Genomic DNA, 16,846 nt, shown 5'->3' with positions numbered 1-16,846 from the left:
ATGAAAATCGTCGAAGTCCGCCACCCCCTCGTCCAGCACAAGATCGGCCTGCTGCGCGATGCCGCCTTGAGCACCAAGGGCTTCCGCGAACTGGTCACCGAACTGGGCACGCTGTTGGCCTACGAGGCCACCGCCGATCTGGACACCGAATCGCACACCCAGCCGGGCTGGGCCGGCCCGGTGACGGTGCAGCGCATTGCCGGCGCCAAGATCACGCTGGTGCCGATCCTGCGCGCCGGCCTGGGCATGCTGCCTGGTGTGCTGGCATTGATTCCCACCGCACGGGTGAGCGTGGTCGGCCTGCAGCGCGATGAAGAGACCTTGCAACCGGTACCCTACTTCGAGCGCCTCACCGGCCGCCTGGAAGAACGCGACGCACTCATCCTGGACCCGATGCTGGCCACGGGCGGTACCCTGATTGCCACCATCGACATGCTCAAGCGCGCCGGCGCGCAGCGCATCAAGGGCATCTTTCTGGTCGCTGCACCGGAAGGCCTGAAGGCATTGGAAGCGGTGCATCCGGACGTGGAGGTCTACACCGCCGCCATCGACGACCATCTCAACGACAAGGGCTATATCCTGCCCGGCCTGGGCGATGCAGGCGATCGGATTTTTGGCACGCGGGTGGAGTGAGCTGTCCAGCAACGAAGACGCGCTGGACAAGGACGATGCGGTGATCGGCAGCCAAGTCTCTTTCCCGCCGGGGCGAACGGCACAGCGTGCGCGCCACTGGCGCGCGTGCCGTGGAGCGACCGCGCCGCGAGCGCCGGCCGGGGCGCGGAGCGGGACTTGAGCTGAGGCTCCGGCGCCACTGTTCTTGCCGACGCCGCGCGCCCGTCCAGCGCTATGCATCACCTTCTCTCCATGGGAGAAGGAACCCCGCCGTCTCCGATATGCCTTCGCTCAGCTCAGTGCGTCGACGCCTCGATCGCCGCGCTCACATACACCAGCGGTGCATTCCAGTTGATCGCCACTTCGTTGGTGGAGTAGCTGCAGAAGTTGTCCAGGTACGAGAGCGCGGGCAGTTTCGAGGGGTACGGCACCTTGCACTCCTTGGCATCCTGATGCCCCGGTTGGGGACCACCCACCAGCCAACCCGGCACCGGCGCTGCGATGCCGTCGGCCTCGGAGGGGCGGTGGTGGATATGCATCGGCGTACGCGTCCCTATCCCGGTAACGAAGGACAGCCCCAGCGGATTGCGGCCCAGGATGTAGTCCAGCTGCGATTGCGCGGCATCCAGGAACTGGCGTTTTTGCGTCAGGCGGTAGCCCTCTATCAGCATCATCGCGCGGTTGAGCACCCCGCCATTGCTGCCCCACACGAAATTGCTGCCGGCCATGGCCACACGCCACGACGACGATTGCCAATTGTCTGCCAACTGCTGGGCCAGATCGGTGATCTCCCGTTCGATCCGCGCGCGATCGGCGTGCGGCGTGAGTCGGTCGCGATGCTCGGCCAACGACATCCAGGCCAGGCCACCGACATTGCCCCACGACGGCACCGTGGCCGGCACGTTGCGCGCAATCATGGCGTCGTAAAGCCCGTCCTCGTGAGTGGCGATATACAACTCGGCCGCCGCCCAGGCGAATTCGTCATCCAGATGTGCATCGTCGTAACCCCCGGTGAGCACGTCGCTGGGCTGGTGATAAATCACATCCGGATGCTGTTGCGCCCACGCCCACGCAGCTCGCGAGGCTTTCAACATGCGCGCCGACATCCCTGGATACTGCTTGTCGAACGGCGCATACACGCGACTGGCCACGGCCATCACTGCAGCGAAGTCCAAGGTCGCGGCGGTCGTCTTCATGACCACATAGCGTTGCTGCTTGGCCTGATCCGGCATCACCAACCCATCGAACCGCTTGTTGGTGAGCTTGTGGTACACGCCGCCATCGGCGGGGTCCTGCATGGCGAGCATCCAATCCAGATTCCACCAGGCCTCCTGCAGGATGCCGGGCACGCCGGGCGCATCGTCGGGGATGGTCAGCGGCTTGGACTTGAAAAAGGCCGAATACTGCTCGTAAGCCGCCAGCAAGGTGTAGGTGCTGATGCCGGAATTGACGATGTACTTGTTGTAGTCGCCCGCGTCGTACCAGCCCTTGGGCGCGCTGATCACGCTATCGGTCGGACGCGTCGCCGACGCTGCAGACGGATGGATGCGCACCTGCGTATCCGGGTGCCCGGCCGCACGCGCATAGCGCCCGGCGTACCGCGCCGGCAGCGCGGTGCTGGCACGGTTGAAGTAGAACGCTTTCAACGCTGCATCGACCAACGGCTGATACGCATGCGCGTCGATTGCGAACGTATCCGATGCCGGCAATCCCTCGACCTTCACCCGATAGGTGCCGGCCAGACGCAGGCTGGAAAAATCCGCCACCTGTGCCTGCTGATCGGCCGGCGACCACACCGCGGCCGGCTGCAAGGTCCCCTGCAACACGTTGCGGCCCTGCGCATCTTCGACCGTGAAGCGATTCGAGCGGATTGCTGCGCCTTGTGGCAGCCCGACCACGGCAAGTTTTTCCGAGCCCGGTAGATAGCCGAGTTGGTTGACGTGGATCTGGCCGGCGGAGGCATCGGCCGCATTCTGCGCAGGGCAGCTGGCGGAGGCGAGTGCCAGACCCACAATCAACATGGCATGACGAACGTTCATGGCCCAATGGTGGCGGGAATGGAGCGCAGCCACAAGCGTAGCCTGCACCGGCCGGCGACCTGTACCGGCAATGGCCAGTCAGGTCGCCGCGGCTGCAGATGACGGACCGCTGCGGCTGGCGCGACAGCTGGAACCTCAGTCTGAGAGTGGCGCGATGCAGCGATGAGCGGGGACGGAAACAGGACCGACCAGCGTCGCGACCGGGCACTTGCAGAGCCGCCATGGTCGACGTGCCACTCCTCGGACATCAATCCGATGCGACAGCTTCGGTCGTAGGAAAGCCGAATGAATAAGCGTCCCGGTTCGCGTTAGCGCCTGCGATTGAGTGCCACCGCCATCGCACTGCAGCGGCGATTCCACCGCATCGGTCGAATCGCGCGTAGAAATCTCGCGCTCGGCCTTCTACATCCACACCCTTCACATCGAAAGTGCCGCGATTGCCGTCATTTCGGCCAATTCTTTCCGCCGACGCCGGCCTACCTTGGTTATGCCGTAACGACGGCAGTACCACAGCGTCTCCCAGTACCTGCCGACTGCTCGCCTTGCGAGCGGCAGCGGCAAGCCCTTCGCATCGACCTTGTCATCGCCAAAGGACACGTTATGAATGCCTACCCGATCACCCACCGCTCTCACTTGATCGACACCGCGCCACGACCGTCTGAGTCGCACGCACGTTCACGCACATCGCCCTGCTTTGCTGCTGTGTTGTCGATCGGCCTTCTGGCTCTAAGTCAGAACGCTTTTGCGACCATGCAATGGAACGCAAATGCCAACAATGCCGTTAACCAGCGGATCACGGCCATGTATGCCAACATCCCGGCCCCTTTGCAAAATACGCTGAACACCTGCAGCAATAACGCAGCAGCAGCAAACTGTCGGGTGAGAGTGATGGCCAACGGGGGCATCCATACGAGCGCTAGCGACGACGCGCAACACTTTACGATCCGCTTCGACGGCGCGGCGGCACCCTATAGTGCCTGCCATATCTATCCCCAAGCCCCCGCCGCCGCGAATAACACAAACGTGGCCGGAGCTAATTGTTTCAATGGAGGCGCAGTCACTCATTTCGACTTTTGAGCAAGACGGCGGTTGGTATCTGATGCGATTCAACCGCCGTTTCCACCTGCGCAACAGGTATTCCCCGTGGGTGAGCAGGCACTTGCATTTGAATAGGCAACGCTCCAATCGCGTTGCAATACGAACACCTCGACAGCGCGTCGCACTGCGCAGGGCGAGCGCGACGCTCTAGCCGTTATCGGTAGCACTTCTCAGTGTGTGATCGCATCCAACTGCACTTGCGCCTTGCCCACCGGGTTACGCGGGTCGCTGCCGCCGCTGAGCGTGTTGCTGCGCTTGTCCCATTCCACCGTTTGCAGGTTGCCCCACACATGGCTGGAGCCGCGGCCGCCTTCGGCGGTGTCGCCGGGCAGTTTGAGTGCATGCCCCATCGCTTGCAGGCCCTTGGCGGTCTGCGCCGAAAACGCGTCGGTCTCGGCCTCGATGACGTCCGGCAGCCACTGGTGGTGATAGCGCGGCAATGCGCTGACCGCTTGCGCATCCAGGCCGGCGTCGTACCCCAGGATACCGAGCAGCACCATGGTGATGATGCGGCTACCGCCCGGGGTGCCGAGCACGATCGCCTTGTCGGCCGACTCCATGAAGGTCGGCGTCATCGAGCTGAGCATGCGCTTGCCCGGCTTCGGCGCGTTGGCAGCGTAGCCCATCACGCCGAACGCATTGGGGGTGCCAGGCTTGAGCGCGAAGTCGTCCATCTCGTTGTTGAGCAGCACACCGGTGCCCTTGGGAATCAGGCCCGAGCCATACAGCAGGTTCACCGTCTGCGTGGCGCCGACGCGGTTGCCTTCGCCGTCGATGATGGAAAAGTGCGTGGTCTCGTCGTCTTCCAGCGGCGTGGGGTTGCCCGACAGCAGATCGCTGGGCGTGGCCTTGTCCGGATTGATGGTGGCACGCAGGCCCTGCGCATAGTCCTTGCTGGTCAGCACCCGCTGCGGTACGTCCACAAAGTCGGGGTCGCCCAGGAAGAAGGTGCGGTCGCGGTAAGCACGGCGCATCGACTCCACCACCAGATGGGTGCGATGCACGTCATCGAGTTTGTTCAAATCCCAGCCTTCCAGAATCTGCAGCATCGCCGCCAGCGCGATGCCACCGGACGACGGCGGCGGCGCCGTGGTGATGGTCCAGCCACGGTAATCGAACTGAATCGGCGTGCGCTCCTTGACCCGATACCCTGCCAGCTCGGCCGCGGTCCACTGGCCACCGGCCTGCTTCACGCCAGCCAGCAGCTTCTTGGCCGTTTCGCCCTTGTAGAACCCGTCGAACCCCTTGTCGCCGAGCAACTGCAGCGTATGCGCCAGCTCCGGCTGCTTGAAGAGCTCGCCTTCGGCAATGGGTTTGCCACCACGCAGATACACCTCGCGCGTCCCGGGATAGCGCTCCATCACCTCGCGTCGCGAGGCATACCCCTTGGCCATGCGCGCGTAGACGGGGAAGCCCTCCGTCGCGATACGGATCGATGGCGCCAGCGACTGCTTCAGCGGCAACCGGCCGTGTTTGGCAGCCAGTTCCACCAGTGCCGCGGGCAGGCCCGGGATGCCGGCCGACCATGGGCCGTTGATCGAGCGGTCGCGGTCCAACTCGCCCTTCTTGTCGAGAAATTGCGCTTCGGTGGCCGCCTCGGGCGCGGTTTCGCGCGCGTCCAGCATTACGTCCCTGCCGGTCTTGGCGTCGTGCAGCAGGAAGAAACCACCACCGCCCAGCCCCGAGCTGATCGGCTCAACCACCGCCAGCGTGGACGACACCGCCACCGCGGCATCGAAGGCATTGCCCCCTTCGCGCAGGATCTGCAGACCGGCGTCGGTGGCCAAGGCATGGCCGCTGGCAATCGCCGCACCGGGCGGATGCGCGGCAACCGGTGCTGTCGTGGAAGCCGCCGGCTTGGCGGCATCGGCGCACCAGGCGGCAGGCGCCAGCACCAAGGCCAGCAACAGCAGGCCAGGCGCGGAGAAAGGTCGGGACAAAATGCTCACGGGGCGGGAGGCTCCTGTTCGTACAGTTCGGGATGATCGCGCTGCAGCTGCATCAGCTTGGCCAGCAATTGATCATGGGTTTCCGGAATGTCTGGATCCGGGTCGATGCATTCGACCGGACACACCACCACGCATTGCGCTTCGTCGAAATGGCCCACGCACTCGGTGCACCGTGCCGGGTCGATGACGTAGATGGTTTCGCCCATCGAGATGGCCTGATTCGGGCACGCCGGCTCGCAGACGTCGCAGTTGACGCAGAGCTCGTTGATTTTCAGCGACATATCGGCACTACGATGCGGCGCGGCACAGCGCGCTGCAATCGCAAGCGCTGGAACGCAATGTACTGCTGCGGCCGGGCGCACATGGCGCGCAGCGGCAGATGGACAACGCCGTGGGCGCTGTCGGAGGCCGGCGTGCTACGGCCGGCTCCGGTGGAGTGCGAACTCGGCAGCATGGCGGGTTTCCACGCCGCGGCCGGATGCGCCCTCCCGCGCATCCGGCCTGGTACGGCATTACTTGGCTTCAACGAAGATGTATTCCGCGCCCTTGGGCTGGACGATGGTCTGCACGCGCGCGTTGTCGGCCGCGTTGCCGATGAACAGCACGCGCACACCCTTCATCGAGTCCGGGGCCACGTCCTTGAACGCGGCATCGATCAGGTCGGCCATCTTGCTGGACGCCGACGAACCGAAGGCCAGCATGTTGCCCGGCTGCACGCCACGGGCGAGCGCGGTCTTGACGCTTTCCAGCTGACGCTCGTAGCTGCCGGCGAACTCGGCATCGGACTCCGGCGGCAAGTAGTACAGGAACGGGCTGTTGGTGGTGGTGCCCAGATTCTGGCCGACCACTTCCTGCAGGTACTTCTTCCAGCCGGCGTTGTCGTCCTTGGCCGGTGCGGTCAACGCAGCCGGAGCGGCGGCAGCGGTCGGTGCCGGCGCTTCCTTCTTGCAGGCGGTGACCGCCAGAGCGGCGATCGAAGCGAGCGCCAGAGCGCGCATGGTGTGTTTCATGAAATTCCTCCCTTTGAAATGCGTGTGGTGATGTGACTGCAACTGATCAGGCCTGCGCGCGGGATTGCCGCACCTGCCGCAAGGCTTCGACCACCGATGCCGGCACGAAGCCGGAGACGTCCCCGCCCAGCCGCGCGATTTCGCGCACCAGCGAGGACGAGATGAAGCTGTACTGCTCGGCCGGGGTGAGAAACAGCGTTTCCACCTCCGGGATCAGATGGCGGTTCATGCTGGCCATCTGGAATTCGTATTCGAAGTCGGACACCGCACGCAGTCCGCGCAGCAGCACGCCGGCGCCCATCTCGCGCACAAAGTGCGCCAGCAAGGTATCGAAGCCGCGCACTTCCACATTGGTATGCGCCGCCAGCGCTTCCTGGGCCAGTGTCACGCGGCGCTCCAGCGACAGCGCCGGGCCCTTGGAAGGGCTGTACGCCACGCCCACCACCACGCGCTCGAACAACGGCGCGGCGCGGTTCACCAGGTCGATATGACCGTTGGTGATCGGGTCGAAGGTACCGGGATAGACCGCAGTGCGGCTATTGGCAACGCTCATACGGAGACTACCGTGGTCGGATCGCTCTTCAGTGTAGCAGCGGCCCGGCGGTACAGCGCATAGCGCACTTCACGGGTGGCACCCTCGCGGTGCAGATGCCAGCCGGCCGGCAACAGCGGCGCAGCGGCGGGCGCTTCCAGGTACAACCAGGCATCGGCGGCCACATGCGCCGGCAGGCGCTCCAGCACTGCGGGCCACAGGCCGGCAGCAAATGGCGGGTCGACAAAGACGATGTCGGCCAGCGCTGCGGGCGCACGCTCCAGCCAGCGCACTGCGTCTTCCTGCAGCACCTCCACCTGCGTGGAGGCGTCCAGCCGGGTCACGTGCTCGCGCAGCCGCTGCACCAGGCCGGAGTCGCGCTCGATCAGGGTGGCATACGCTGCCCCACGCGACACCGCCTCCAGCCCCAGCGCGCCGGAGCCCGCGAACAGATCCAGCACGCGCGCGCCGGACAGGCGCGGCATCAACCAGTTGAACACCGTTTCGCGCACGCGGTCGCTGCTGGGGCGCAGGCCGGGCAAGGTGGGCACCGCCAGCCGCGTATTGCGCCAGCGCCCGCCAACGATGCGCACCTGCCCTTCCGCGGCCCGCGGGGCCGGCCGCTGCGGGCGGCTCATCGCCAGGCCCCTGATGGCAAGCGGGGGCAACATCGCAGTAGCGCAGTTGGCAACATGGCTTCAAGCAAGACGAATGGCCGGTCATGATACCGCCGCCGTTGCCGCCGTCGCCCTGCCCCGCGCCGACAGCGGCACACGAGATATTCGCTCGGGCCCGCCTTGAAAAATCGGCAGACGGCCGCATTCCCCAGGCCATCGGCCGCGTTGCGGCCTGGACCACCACGGAGCACGACCCCAATGACCGTTGAAACCGACAAGCAGACGCTGGGCTTCCAGACCGAGGTCAAGCAGCTGCTGCAGCTGATGATCCATTCGTTGTACTCGAACAAGGAAATCTTCCTGCGCGAGCTGGTGTCCAATGCTGCCGACGCCGCCGACAAGCTGCGCTTCGAAGCCTTGGTCAAGCCCGAGCTGCTGGAAGGCGGCAGCGAGCTGCGCATCCGCGTCGACTACGACAAGGACGCGCGCACCGTCACCATCGACGACAACGGCATCGGCATGAGCCGCGAGGATGCGGTCTCGCATCTGGGCACCATCGCCAAGTCCGGCACCGCCGACTTCCTCAAGCATTTGAGCGGCGACCAGAAGAAGGACGCCAACCTGATCGGCCAGTTCGGCGTCGGTTTCTACAGCGCTTTCATCGTCGCCGACCAGGTCGATGTGTACTCGCGTCGCGCCGGTCTGCCGGCCAGTGAAGGCGTGCATTGGTCATCGCGCGGCGAAGGCGAATTCGAAATCGCCAGCATCGACAAGCCCGAGCGCGGTACGCGCATCGTGCTGCAGCTGAAGGAAGGCGAAGACAACTTCGCCGATGGCTGGACGCTGCGCGGCATCCTAAAGAAGTACTCCGACCACATCGGTCTTCCGATCGAAATGCGCAAGGAGCATTACGGCGAAGACGCCGACAAGCCCGCCGAGCCGGAGTGGGAATCGGTCAACCGCGCCAGCGCACTGTGGACGCGCCCCAAGTCCGAGATCAAGGACGAGGAGTACCAGGAGTTCTACAAGCACGTCGCCCACGATGCGGGCAACCCGCTGGCGTGGAGCCATAACAAGGTCGAAGGCAAGCTGGAATACACCTCGCTGCTGTTCGTGCCCGGCCGCGCCCCGTTCGATCTGTATCACCGCGATTCGGCCAAGGGCCTGAAGCTGTACGTGCAGCGCGTCTTCATCATGGACCAGGCCGAGCAGTTCCTGCCGCTATACCTGCGTTTCATCAAGGGCGTGGTGGATTCGTCGGACCTGTCGCTCAACGTCTCGCGCGAGATCCTGCAATCCGGCCCGGTGGTCGATTCGATGAAGTCGGCGCTGACCAAGCGCTCGCTGGACATGCTGGAAAAACTCGCCAAGGACAAGCCGGACGACTACGCCACGTTCTGGCGCAACTTCGGCCAGGCATTGAAGGAAGGTCCGGCCGAGGATTATGCCAACCGCGAGAAGATCGCCGGCCTGCTGCGCTTCTCCTCCACGCATGACACCACCGGTGCGCAGAGCGTGGGCCTGGCCGATTACGTGAGTCGTCTGGCCGACGGCCAGGACAAGCTGTACTACCTCACCGGCGAAAGCTACGCGCAGATCAAGGACAGCCCGCACCTGGAAGTCTTCCGCAAGAAAGGCATCGAAGTGCTGCTGCTCACCGACCGCATCGACGAATGGCTGATGAGCTACCTCACCGAATTCGACGGCAAGTCGTTCGTGGACGTGGCACGCGGCGATCTGGACCTGGGCAAGCTGGATTCGGAAGAAGACAAGAAGGCCCAGGAAGAAGTGGCCAAGTCCAAGGAAGGCCTGGCCTCGCGCATCAAGGCCGCTCTCGGCGACGACGTGGCCGAGGTGCGCGTCTCGCACCGCCTGACCGACTCCCCGGCGATCCTGGCCATCGGCCAGGGGGACCTGGGCCTGCAGATGCGTCAGCTGCTGGAAGCCAGCGGCCAGGCCGTGCCGGAAACCAAGCCGGTGTTCGAATTCAACCCGGCCCATCCGCTGATCGAAAAGCTCGATGCGGAACAGGACATGGACCGCTTTGGCGATTTGAGCCGGGTGCTGTTCGACCAGGCTGCATTGGCGGCGGGCGACAGCCTCAAGGATCCGGCTGGGTATGTGAAGCGGTTGAACAAGTTGTTGCTGGAGTTGTCTGCTTAAGGCTTGCGACGCATTTGCGATACACCAAGACCGGCGCATGCGCCGGTCTTTTTTTTATGTCTATTCTGGCTGATGGAAGACGCCGCACCTGCTTCGCAGATCACTTACCGAGTCGAAAGTCATCACCAAAGCATTGAACGCGCGCCAGCCGCCACCGTGAGTGCAGCAGGCATACCACCATGCACTCGCGACATGGCCAGTAGACAAAACAATTGAATTGACCTGACTCCGGCAATGCAACAAGGCAGAGCTGCAATGATGAACCATCGCTTCCTACTTGCACTGCTCGCCGCTTCGGCGGCCTCATCTCCGGCATGGAGTTCGGATATCGGCGAACCAGCAACTTGGCAATCACCGCGATCCGCTGAACTCAATAGAACCGGCGACTTGCCGAAATTGACCGAAGCATTGATCGCCAAGTTCGATCCCGATGGCAACATCGTCCCACCAACCGTCAGCGAAGCGCAATTCATCGATCTTGATGGCGATGGCACGTTGGAGCTTGTTGCGCTGGTCGACTATTCGGGACGACAGTTTTTCAACATGATGATTATCATCACGACCGTCAATGCAAAGCCGGTCGTGGTGACATACCGCAGCAACGGCGCCAACATGGAGCGCCTGGGCGAACGCATCATTACAGAACCTGAAAACCCGAATAAATTGATTGTCGCAGACCGTTTCATCGAGGGATACAAAGGGTCGACCGCAAGCGCCAAAGAACAGCGACTTCTGGAACTCAGATCGGCCACGCTGCAGGACGTCAGCATGCACTATCCCAGCTACTACCTCACCAAGCGTCTGCCCGCACTGGAAAAACAGGCCCGCATGTCTGCTCCAGTCCATAATGCAGACGCCGCCGGGCTTGGCTCGATGACTGCCGACGAGAATAAGCGCGTGCTCAGACAGCAGATAGAACGGGCTCGGGAACAGTCGCTAGGCACGTGATGCCTTGGTTCCAGCCGTACCTGGATTTGTGGCGCTCCCGTTGGAGTACCCCTAGCTGCTGCAGCGTAGTTGTATCGATTAGCTCGTCCACATCCCGCACCGCGCAGGTCGGGCTGTCGATGGGATGGCTCGCTCTCATCGTGGATCGTAAGCTTGGGTCGGCGCAATATTCACGCCGACTCCAGCGCCCAACACCCGAACGCCGGGCCGGCCGAATAGCCGGTCTCCGGCTCGATGCGGATCTGCAAGGTGGTACGGCCGGCCAGTGCTGCAGGCAAGGCGTAATCCACATCGACGAAGTCCAGGCCACGATTGCCGTCCAGGCGTTCGTTGGCGATGAGTTCGCCGTCGGCGAGGATGCGGAAGCGGCGGCGGGTTTCATCGCCCCAGTAACGCAGGCGCAGGATGCGGGCCTGGGCGGTGTTGCGCAGCGTAAAGGCGATGAAACCGCCGGTGCGGGCGTCGCGGCCGGCGCGGCGGCGGTAGCTCAGTGCGTAGGAGCTGTCGCTGGTGAGGGCGTGCGCCTTTTCCGATGCTTCCTCGCCCAGGGCGATGCGATCCAGTGCACGCGCGTCGAGTGCACGTTGCGCCGCGTCCGCTGCCGCCTGCTCAGCCTGGCGTTGTTGCCAGGCGGAGGCGTCGCGGTGCTCCAGGTAGACGGCGCTGCGGCGATCGAACTGGGCGTAGAACGGCGAAAACTGCCATTGCTGGGCGCCATCGGCATAGGCGTAGTGGCCGTGGGCCGGCAGCGGCCGCAGGCGTTGCAGGACGTCATCGCCACCGATCAGCACCGGGGTCTTGTTGCTCCACGGCGTTGCGGCGTCGCCGAGGTCGGCTGCCAACACCAGCGGCCCGCGCATGATCGCAACCCATGCCGGATCGTCGGGTGTGGGTTCCAGGCGCAGCGGCATCTCCAGCTGCAGCGACACGGTGTCGCCAGCTTTCCACAGCCGTTCGATGCGCAGGTAGCCCTCTACCGGCTGCGTTGTTTGCAGCTGCCCGTTGACCTGCAGCGTGTGTGCGCCGGCCCAGCCGGGCACGCGCAAGGCGAGCGTGCGCGTTTCCGCAGGCGCGGCGTCGATGCGCAATGTCACCTGGCCTTGTTCGGGAAGCGCGCTGCGCAAGCTCAGCGCAAAACCCGCTGCATCGCGCACGCTGGAGGGCACATACAGATTGACGTAAACGCCCTGCCCGTCTTCCCAGTAGATCGAGTCGCCGAACTGCGCATGCGCCTCCATGCCGCTGCCGACGCAGCACCAGAAATCGTCGAACGGTGTGGACCAGCCGCGCGCTTCGCCGGCCAACAGCGGCGTCATGTAGGTGAACATGCCGGTACGCGGATGTTGCTGCGCCATCACGTGGTTGAGCAGCGTGCGTTCGTAATAGTCGAAATACGCAGCCTGCGGCCCCCATTGATACAGATGCCGGGTGAGCTTGAGCATGTTGTAGCTGGCGCAGTGCTCGCAGGTCTGCTCGGTGAGGAACTTCGAGATGCTGTCCGGCTGCTGGAAGTACTCGCGGTCGCCGTTGCCACCGATCACATAGGTGTGATGGTTGGTGACCGTGTGCCAGAAGAAGCGCGCTGCCGCGCCGGATGCTGCATCGCCGGTGACCTCGTATTCGCGCGCCAGGCCGATCAGTTTGGGGATATTGGTATTGGAATGCTGGTGCACCAGTTCGTCGCGCTGGGCGATCAACGGGTCGAGCACGGCGTGATGATGCAGGCGCTGCGCCAGTGCCAACCACTGCGCATCGCCGGTTTGCACATGCAACTCGACGAACGATTCGTTGAGGCCGCCGAATTCGCAGGACAGCACCTTCTGCAGCTGCGCATCGTCCAGCGCCGCGAAGATGCCCTGCAGATACCCGGCCAAGCCCACCGCCACCTGCAGCGCCTGTGCATTGTCGCAGTGCGCATGCACGTCCAGCAGGCCGGCAAACAGTTTGTGCCAGGTATACAGCGGCGCCCAACTGCCGTTGAGATAGAACGGCGCCGGGTCGATCTTGCCGCGCTTGAGTTCATCGAAGACCGCACGCCCGCTTTCGATCTTGCCTGCCGCGTTCTTGCGGGTGAAGCCGGCCACATAACCATCGCCTGCATGCGCCTGGCAACGTGCCAGTTCGCTCACCAGATACGCGGCACGCGTGGCGCATTGCGCATCACCGGTTTGCGCATGCATCAATGCCAACGCACTGAGATAGTGGCCCAGCGTATGCCCGGCGATGGTGTCCGCTTCCCAGCCGCCATAGGCAGGCGCCTTGGGATCGAGGCCGGCGTACAGCACGAAGTTGTGCAATAGCCGGTCCGGCTGCAGCCGCATCAGGTAGCGGCGATTGGTGTGCAGCGCATCCAGGAACAACGAGGGCGTCAGGCGGACCTGGGCGAGCGGCACCGCGCGCATGCGGCCAGGCTGGGCGGCGCTGGCATCGGCGGGGAAGCGCAGCAAGCCCGCGGCCACCGCCAGGCTACTCCAGGCCAGAAAACGCCGCCGCGACAGGGTCAAGGCGCGGTCGGTGATGCGCTCGGTGCTGGATGGCTCTGTCATGGGGTCAGCTTAGCTCCTGCCGCTGCTTGCGGACTGCGCGCGCCGTTACAGCACAGGCCGACAATCGCGCTGCAGGGCATCTGGACGACATGGTCTGCTGCTGCCCGGCCGGCTCGGGCAGCAGCCGCGTTACGCGACAGCGGCGGCGACATGGCCGCGCTCAAAATTTCACCGTTGCACGCGCCCAATAGAAGCGACCGAGCAGATCGTAGGTGGCCACGTCGGTGTTCGCATTGCCCACGTTGTTGGAGTAATACAGCGGCGGCTGCTTGTTGGCGATGTTGTCCACGCCCACTTCAAAGCGCGTATGCCACGGCTCCACGTTGTAGCCGAGCTGCAGGTTGTTGTAGACGTACGCACCGATGTTGCGCACCACTGTCGGCGTGCTGGAATCGGCCGACAGGCTCTGGTCCGGATCCGAATTGCCGATAGCCGTATGACCTACATAGCGGATGCGCCAGGTCGCACTCCAGTCATCCAGCGCCCAGCTCACCGTGCCCAATGCGCGCCAGCGCGGAAAATTGCCGTAGGCCTGGGTGTAACGGCCGACGTTGTGGATGGTGACCGAGCTGGGATCGGTGGTGTCGGGCAATACGTCGTAACGGGTGAGATAGGTGCCGTTGAGGCCGGCGGTGACATTCCCCCAGGCCATTGCGGGCAAGCGGTAGGTCAGGTTGAAGTCCATGCCCTTGGCCCACAGTTTGCCCAGGTTGACGGTGGGCTCGGCGATGTAATTGATGGTGCCGTTGCCATTGCGATGGATCAGCGCACAGAACGAGCTGGCCGAGTTGGCGAAGCACTGATTGAGCACGGTCTGCGCGGACACCGTGGTGATGGTGTCTTCCAGATCGATGCGCCACCAGTCCGCACTCAGCGACAGCCCGTCGATCCATTGCGGGTCGTACACAAACCCGACGTCGTAGGACTTGCCGGTCTCAGGCTTGAGCTGGTAGCCCGCCACTGCCGCACCCGAGGCCTTGCCCGAGACCTGCCCGTCCGATTGTTGGTAGCTGCCATCGGTGGGTACGTTGGCGCAGGCCACCGTGTTGCCGCCGGTGTAGCCATTGCACGGGTCGTTGACGGTTGCCGAATCGCCGGTCACACCGGTGTAGAGCTCGTTGATATTCGGTGCGCGAAACACCTGCGAGACGGTACCGCGTAGCAGCAGGTTTTCGATGGGACGGTATTCCAGCGACAGTTTGCTATTGGTCTTGCTGCCCACCGAGCTGTAATCGGAAAAACGCGTGCCCACGGTGATGTTCAGTGCATTGATGCCGGGCAGATCCTTGAGCAGTGGGAACAGCGCTTCGGCATAGGCTTCCTTGACATCGAAACTGCCGCTCAAGGTGGACGAGCAGAATTCGATCACTCCGCACAGGCCGTTCTCATCCCCGGTCCATCGTGGGTCCGAGGTGGTGGTAGAACGTTCCTTGCGATACGAAATACCGGCTGCAAGGCTGGCCGCACCGGCCGGCAACTCGAACAGCGTGCCGTTGGCATTGGCCTCGAATTGCTTGACCGTGTACACGCTGGTGACAATGGGATTGACCACCATGCCCTGCAACGTGGCCAGGTTGGCGCTGTCGTTGAGGTTGAAGAAGTTCAGCGGCGTGCAGCCTGCAATCGCCGCGCCCGCGCTGCCGCACTTGACCGTGCCATCGCTGTCCAGGAACGACGGGGCGATGGCCTGATTGAACGCGGCATAGTCGAGAAAGCCGTTATTGATCGACTTCTGCTTGACCTTGCCGTAGTTGAAGGTGGCATCCCATTGCCAGGAGCTGTCGCCGAAACGGCCGCGCAGGCCCGGGCTGATCTGAAAGTTGTAGGTGTTGTATTGATAGCTGCGATTACCCAGCACGGTGGCACGCGTATTGAGGTCGTTGTAGGAGGTGCCGGTGGTGCGATCGGTGCCGAAATTGACGCCGAACGGGTTGTAGTAACTCTGTGCCGACACCAGGATGTTGTCGCCATTGGAGAAGATCGGAATCGGCGCAATGATCGAGGCCGATTCGGTTTTACTGAACCAGGTGTTGACATAGCCCTCGACGCCGTCGCTGAAACGGTAAGTGCCCAGCAGGAAGGCATTGGTGCGCTTTTGCGGCGTCTGCAACAGATTGAACGGCTGGTAGTTGTAGGAGTCCGCGCTGGCGTTGTAACAGTGGAAATCGTTCGGGCCGGCGCGCCCGCTGACGCCGCTGTTGAGGGTGACGCGCCCGCAGCCATTGGACTGTGCAAGCAGCTGTGATTGATCTGACCCGTCATTGAAGTTGACCGTGCCGGTAGGCGTGGCGGAGGAGCCCTGCTTCACCGGTTGGCCATTGGTCAGGGCCAGCGCGTTCTTGGAGTAATCGCGCGCTGCTGCCGACACGGCATCGATATTGTGATACGACAGCCCGCCGATCAGGCTGCCGCGCTCCCAGGTCTTGCCGGCGGTAAGGGCGAAGTTGCGGCGGTTGCCATCGCGCTCGCTGCTGGTACCGAAGTCGCTGCTGAACTGCACACCGTCGAAGCGAGAGCGCAGGATGAAGTTGACCACGCCACCGATGGCATCGGAGCCGTACACCGCCGAGGCGCCGTCGCTGAGCACTTCGATGCGCTCGATCATGCTGGACGGAATGGCGTTGACGTCGTTGTAGGCCAGGCGGATGCCGTTGACCAACACCAGCGTGCGTTTGTCGCCCAGGCCACGCAGCGAGATCGCCGAAGCGCCAGTACCGCCGCCGTTGTTGGTGTAGGGGTTCGTGGCGTTGCCGGCGATCGATGGCAGTTCCTGCAACAGATCGCCAACGGTCGCTTTGCCGGTGGCAGCGATCTGTTCCTGGCTGACGGTGACCACCGGGTTGGCGGTTTCGGTATCCACGCGACGCAAGCGCGAGCCGGTGACGACCACACTGTCCAGAGTCTGCGTTGCATCGCCGCCGGTGGCCTGCTGCGCAGACGCCGGCGCAACCGCACCGGCCGACAGCGCCAGCAACAACGCGGTGGTGAGCATGCTCGGTAACGGCCGCATGGTTGCGCCAGTGGTGCGGGAAAAAGGCAACGGCAACATCGGCATGCAGGGCTCCTGAGTGGTACGACAGACAAACGATGGGCAACGCACGCCCGTGCCGGCAGACAGCAGCGCAGGTGGACGTAGATGGCAGACGCATGCTCCAGCGGACCGCTGGCAACGGCCGTGGTGCAGACACACAGACAACCTGCGGCACAGGCGAGCGAACGATCGCGCAGCAACGCGGGTTGTCAGGCAGGATGTGCGTGTCGCACTGGATGCGCCCATGCGCTCCAGTTTCAGCAGTTGGTCACAATGTGCCTGTGCGTAGACGCTACGTCTT

Annotated in this window: 12 protein-coding genes; 4 read left to right on the top strand and 8 right to left on the bottom strand. The window is 63.7% G+C overall.

All coding sequences use genetic code 11. The features are described from left to right. On the top strand, nucleotides 1-633 hold the full coding sequence (upp, locus tag M0D43_RS20030; protein WP_252162737.1) for a uracil phosphoribosyltransferase: 633 nt from the start codon (nucleotides 1-3) through the stop codon (nucleotides 631-633). 275 nt (nucleotides 634-908) lie between these two features. Here the strand turns inward: upp and M0D43_RS20025 are convergent, their stop codons facing one another. Further along, entirely contained in the window at nucleotides 909-2,651 is a 1,743-nt protein-coding gene (locus tag M0D43_RS20025) for a glycoside hydrolase family 9 protein (RefSeq protein ID WP_425510615.1), read from the bottom strand. A 600-nt stretch (nucleotides 2,652-3,251) separates the two neighbouring features. Here M0D43_RS20025 and M0D43_RS20020 point away from each other — a divergent pair. Next, nucleotides 3,252-3,728 carry a hypothetical protein gene (locus M0D43_RS20020; RefSeq protein ID WP_260807523.1) on the top strand — a complete coding sequence of 159 codons (477 nt, stop codon included), beginning with the start codon at nucleotides 3,252-3,254 and terminating at the stop codon, nucleotides 3,726-3,728. Between the two features lie 191 nt (nucleotides 3,729-3,919). Here the strand turns inward: M0D43_RS20020 and ggt are convergent, their stop codons facing one another. The 5 genes from ggt to rsmD all read right to left on the bottom strand — a co-directional run bounded on the left by ggt (nucleotide 3,920) and on the right by rsmD (nucleotide 7,878). After that, nucleotides 3,920-5,698 (bottom strand): gamma-glutamyltransferase, encoded by a 1,779-nt coding sequence (gene ggt, locus M0D43_RS20015; RefSeq protein ID WP_260807521.1) that lies wholly within the window; start codon nucleotides 5,696-5,698, stop codon nucleotides 3,920-3,922. Next, nucleotides 5,695-5,979 carry a YfhL family 4Fe-4S dicluster ferredoxin gene (locus M0D43_RS20010; protein ID WP_029220241.1) on the bottom strand — a complete coding sequence of 95 codons (285 nt, stop codon included), beginning with the start codon at nucleotides 5,977-5,979 and terminating at the stop codon, nucleotides 5,695-5,697. The genes ggt and M0D43_RS20010 overlap by 4 nt, the downstream gene beginning before the upstream one ends. Before the next feature lie 231 nt (nucleotides 5,980-6,210). Further along, nucleotides 6,211-6,708 carry a hypothetical protein gene (locus M0D43_RS20005; protein ID WP_010372366.1) on the bottom strand — a complete coding sequence of 166 codons (498 nt, stop codon included), beginning with the start codon at nucleotides 6,706-6,708 and terminating at the stop codon, nucleotides 6,211-6,213. Between the two features lie 46 nt (nucleotides 6,709-6,754). After that, nucleotides 6,755-7,261 (bottom strand): pantetheine-phosphate adenylyltransferase, encoded by a 507-nt coding sequence (gene coaD, locus M0D43_RS20000; protein ID WP_101363760.1) that lies wholly within the window; start codon nucleotides 7,259-7,261, stop codon nucleotides 6,755-6,757. Next, nucleotides 7,258-7,878 carry a 16S rRNA (guanine(966)-N(2))-methyltransferase RsmD gene (gene rsmD / locus M0D43_RS19995; protein ID WP_252162734.1) on the bottom strand — a complete coding sequence of 207 codons (621 nt, stop codon included), beginning with the start codon at nucleotides 7,876-7,878 and terminating at the stop codon, nucleotides 7,258-7,260. The genes coaD and rsmD overlap by 4 nt, the downstream gene beginning before the upstream one ends. A 237-nt stretch (nucleotides 7,879-8,115) precedes the next feature. Between rsmD and htpG the strand changes: the two genes are divergently transcribed. Beyond that, on the top strand, nucleotides 8,116-10,020 hold the full coding sequence (gene htpG / locus M0D43_RS19990) for a molecular chaperone HtpG (protein WP_260807520.1): 1,905 nt from the start codon (nucleotides 8,116-8,118) through the stop codon (nucleotides 10,018-10,020). Between the two features lie 258 nt (nucleotides 10,021-10,278). Continuing rightward, nucleotides 10,279-10,968 carry a hypothetical protein gene (locus M0D43_RS19985; protein WP_260807519.1) on the top strand — a complete coding sequence of 230 codons (690 nt, stop codon included), beginning with the start codon at nucleotides 10,279-10,281 and terminating at the stop codon, nucleotides 10,966-10,968. A 170-nt stretch (nucleotides 10,969-11,138) separates the two neighbouring features. On the opposite strand, the gene M0D43_RS19980 is transcribed toward M0D43_RS19985, so the two are convergent. Together M0D43_RS19980 and M0D43_RS19975 are read right to left on the bottom strand one after the other, a co-directional pair. Then, nucleotides 11,139-13,514, bottom strand: coding sequence for a glycoside hydrolase family 127 protein (locus tag M0D43_RS19980; RefSeq protein WP_260807518.1), 2,376 nt, complete (start codon nucleotides 13,512-13,514; stop codon nucleotides 11,139-11,141). A 160-nt stretch (nucleotides 13,515-13,674) separates the two neighbouring features. Further along, nucleotides 13,675-16,569, bottom strand: coding sequence for a TonB-dependent receptor domain-containing protein (locus M0D43_RS19975; RefSeq protein ID WP_260807517.1), 2,895 nt, complete (start codon nucleotides 16,567-16,569; stop codon nucleotides 13,675-13,677). Between the last annotated feature and the right edge of the window lie 277 nt (nucleotides 16,570-16,846).

The organism is Xanthomonas prunicola, from assembly GCF_025266575.1.
GTDB classification, from domain to species: Bacteria; Pseudomonadota; Gammaproteobacteria; order Xanthomonadales; family Xanthomonadaceae; genus Xanthomonas; species Xanthomonas prunicola.
This window is presented reverse-complemented; position numbering and strand designations above follow the sequence as displayed.

What these genes read in the sequence shown, in the direction of transcription:
- htpG (WP_260807520.1), top strand. Translation starts at nt 8,116, where the DNA reads ATGACCGTTGAAACCGACAAGCAGACGCTGGGCTTCCAGACCGAGGTC.
- upp (WP_252162737.1), top strand. Translation starts at nt 1, where the DNA reads ATGAAAATCGTCGAAGTCCGCCACCCCCTCGTCCAGCACAAGATCGGC.
- M0D43_RS20025 (WP_425510615.1), bottom strand. Translation starts at nt 2,651, where the DNA reads ATGAACGTTCGTCATGCCATGTTGATTGTGGGTCTGGCACTCGCCTCC.
- M0D43_RS20020 (WP_260807523.1), top strand. Translation starts at nt 3,252, where the DNA reads ATGAATGCCTACCCGATCACCCACCGCTCTCACTTGATCGACACCGCG.
- coaD (WP_101363760.1), bottom strand. Translation starts at nt 7,261, where the DNA reads ATGAGCGTTGCCAATAGCCGCACTGCGGTCTATCCCGGTACCTTCGAC.
- rsmD (WP_252162734.1), bottom strand. Translation starts at nt 7,878, where the DNA reads ATGAGCCGCCCGCAGCGGCCGGCCCCGCGGGCCGCGGAAGGGCAGGTG.
- M0D43_RS19985 (WP_260807519.1), top strand. Translation starts at nt 10,279, where the DNA reads ATGAACCATCGCTTCCTACTTGCACTGCTCGCCGCTTCGGCGGCCTCA.
- M0D43_RS19980 (WP_260807518.1), bottom strand. Translation starts at nt 13,514, where the DNA reads ATGACAGAGCCATCCAGCACCGAGCGCATCACCGACCGCGCCTTGACC.
- M0D43_RS20005 (WP_010372366.1), bottom strand. Translation starts at nt 6,708, where the DNA reads ATGAAACACACCATGCGCGCTCTGGCGCTCGCTTCGATCGCCGCTCTG.
- M0D43_RS19975 (WP_260807517.1), bottom strand. Translation starts at nt 16,569, where the DNA reads ATGCCGATGTTGCCGTTGCCTTTTTCCCGCACCACTGGCGCAACCATG.
- M0D43_RS20010 (WP_029220241.1), bottom strand. Translation starts at nt 5,979, where the DNA reads ATGTCGCTGAAAATCAACGAGCTCTGCGTCAACTGCGACGTCTGCGAG.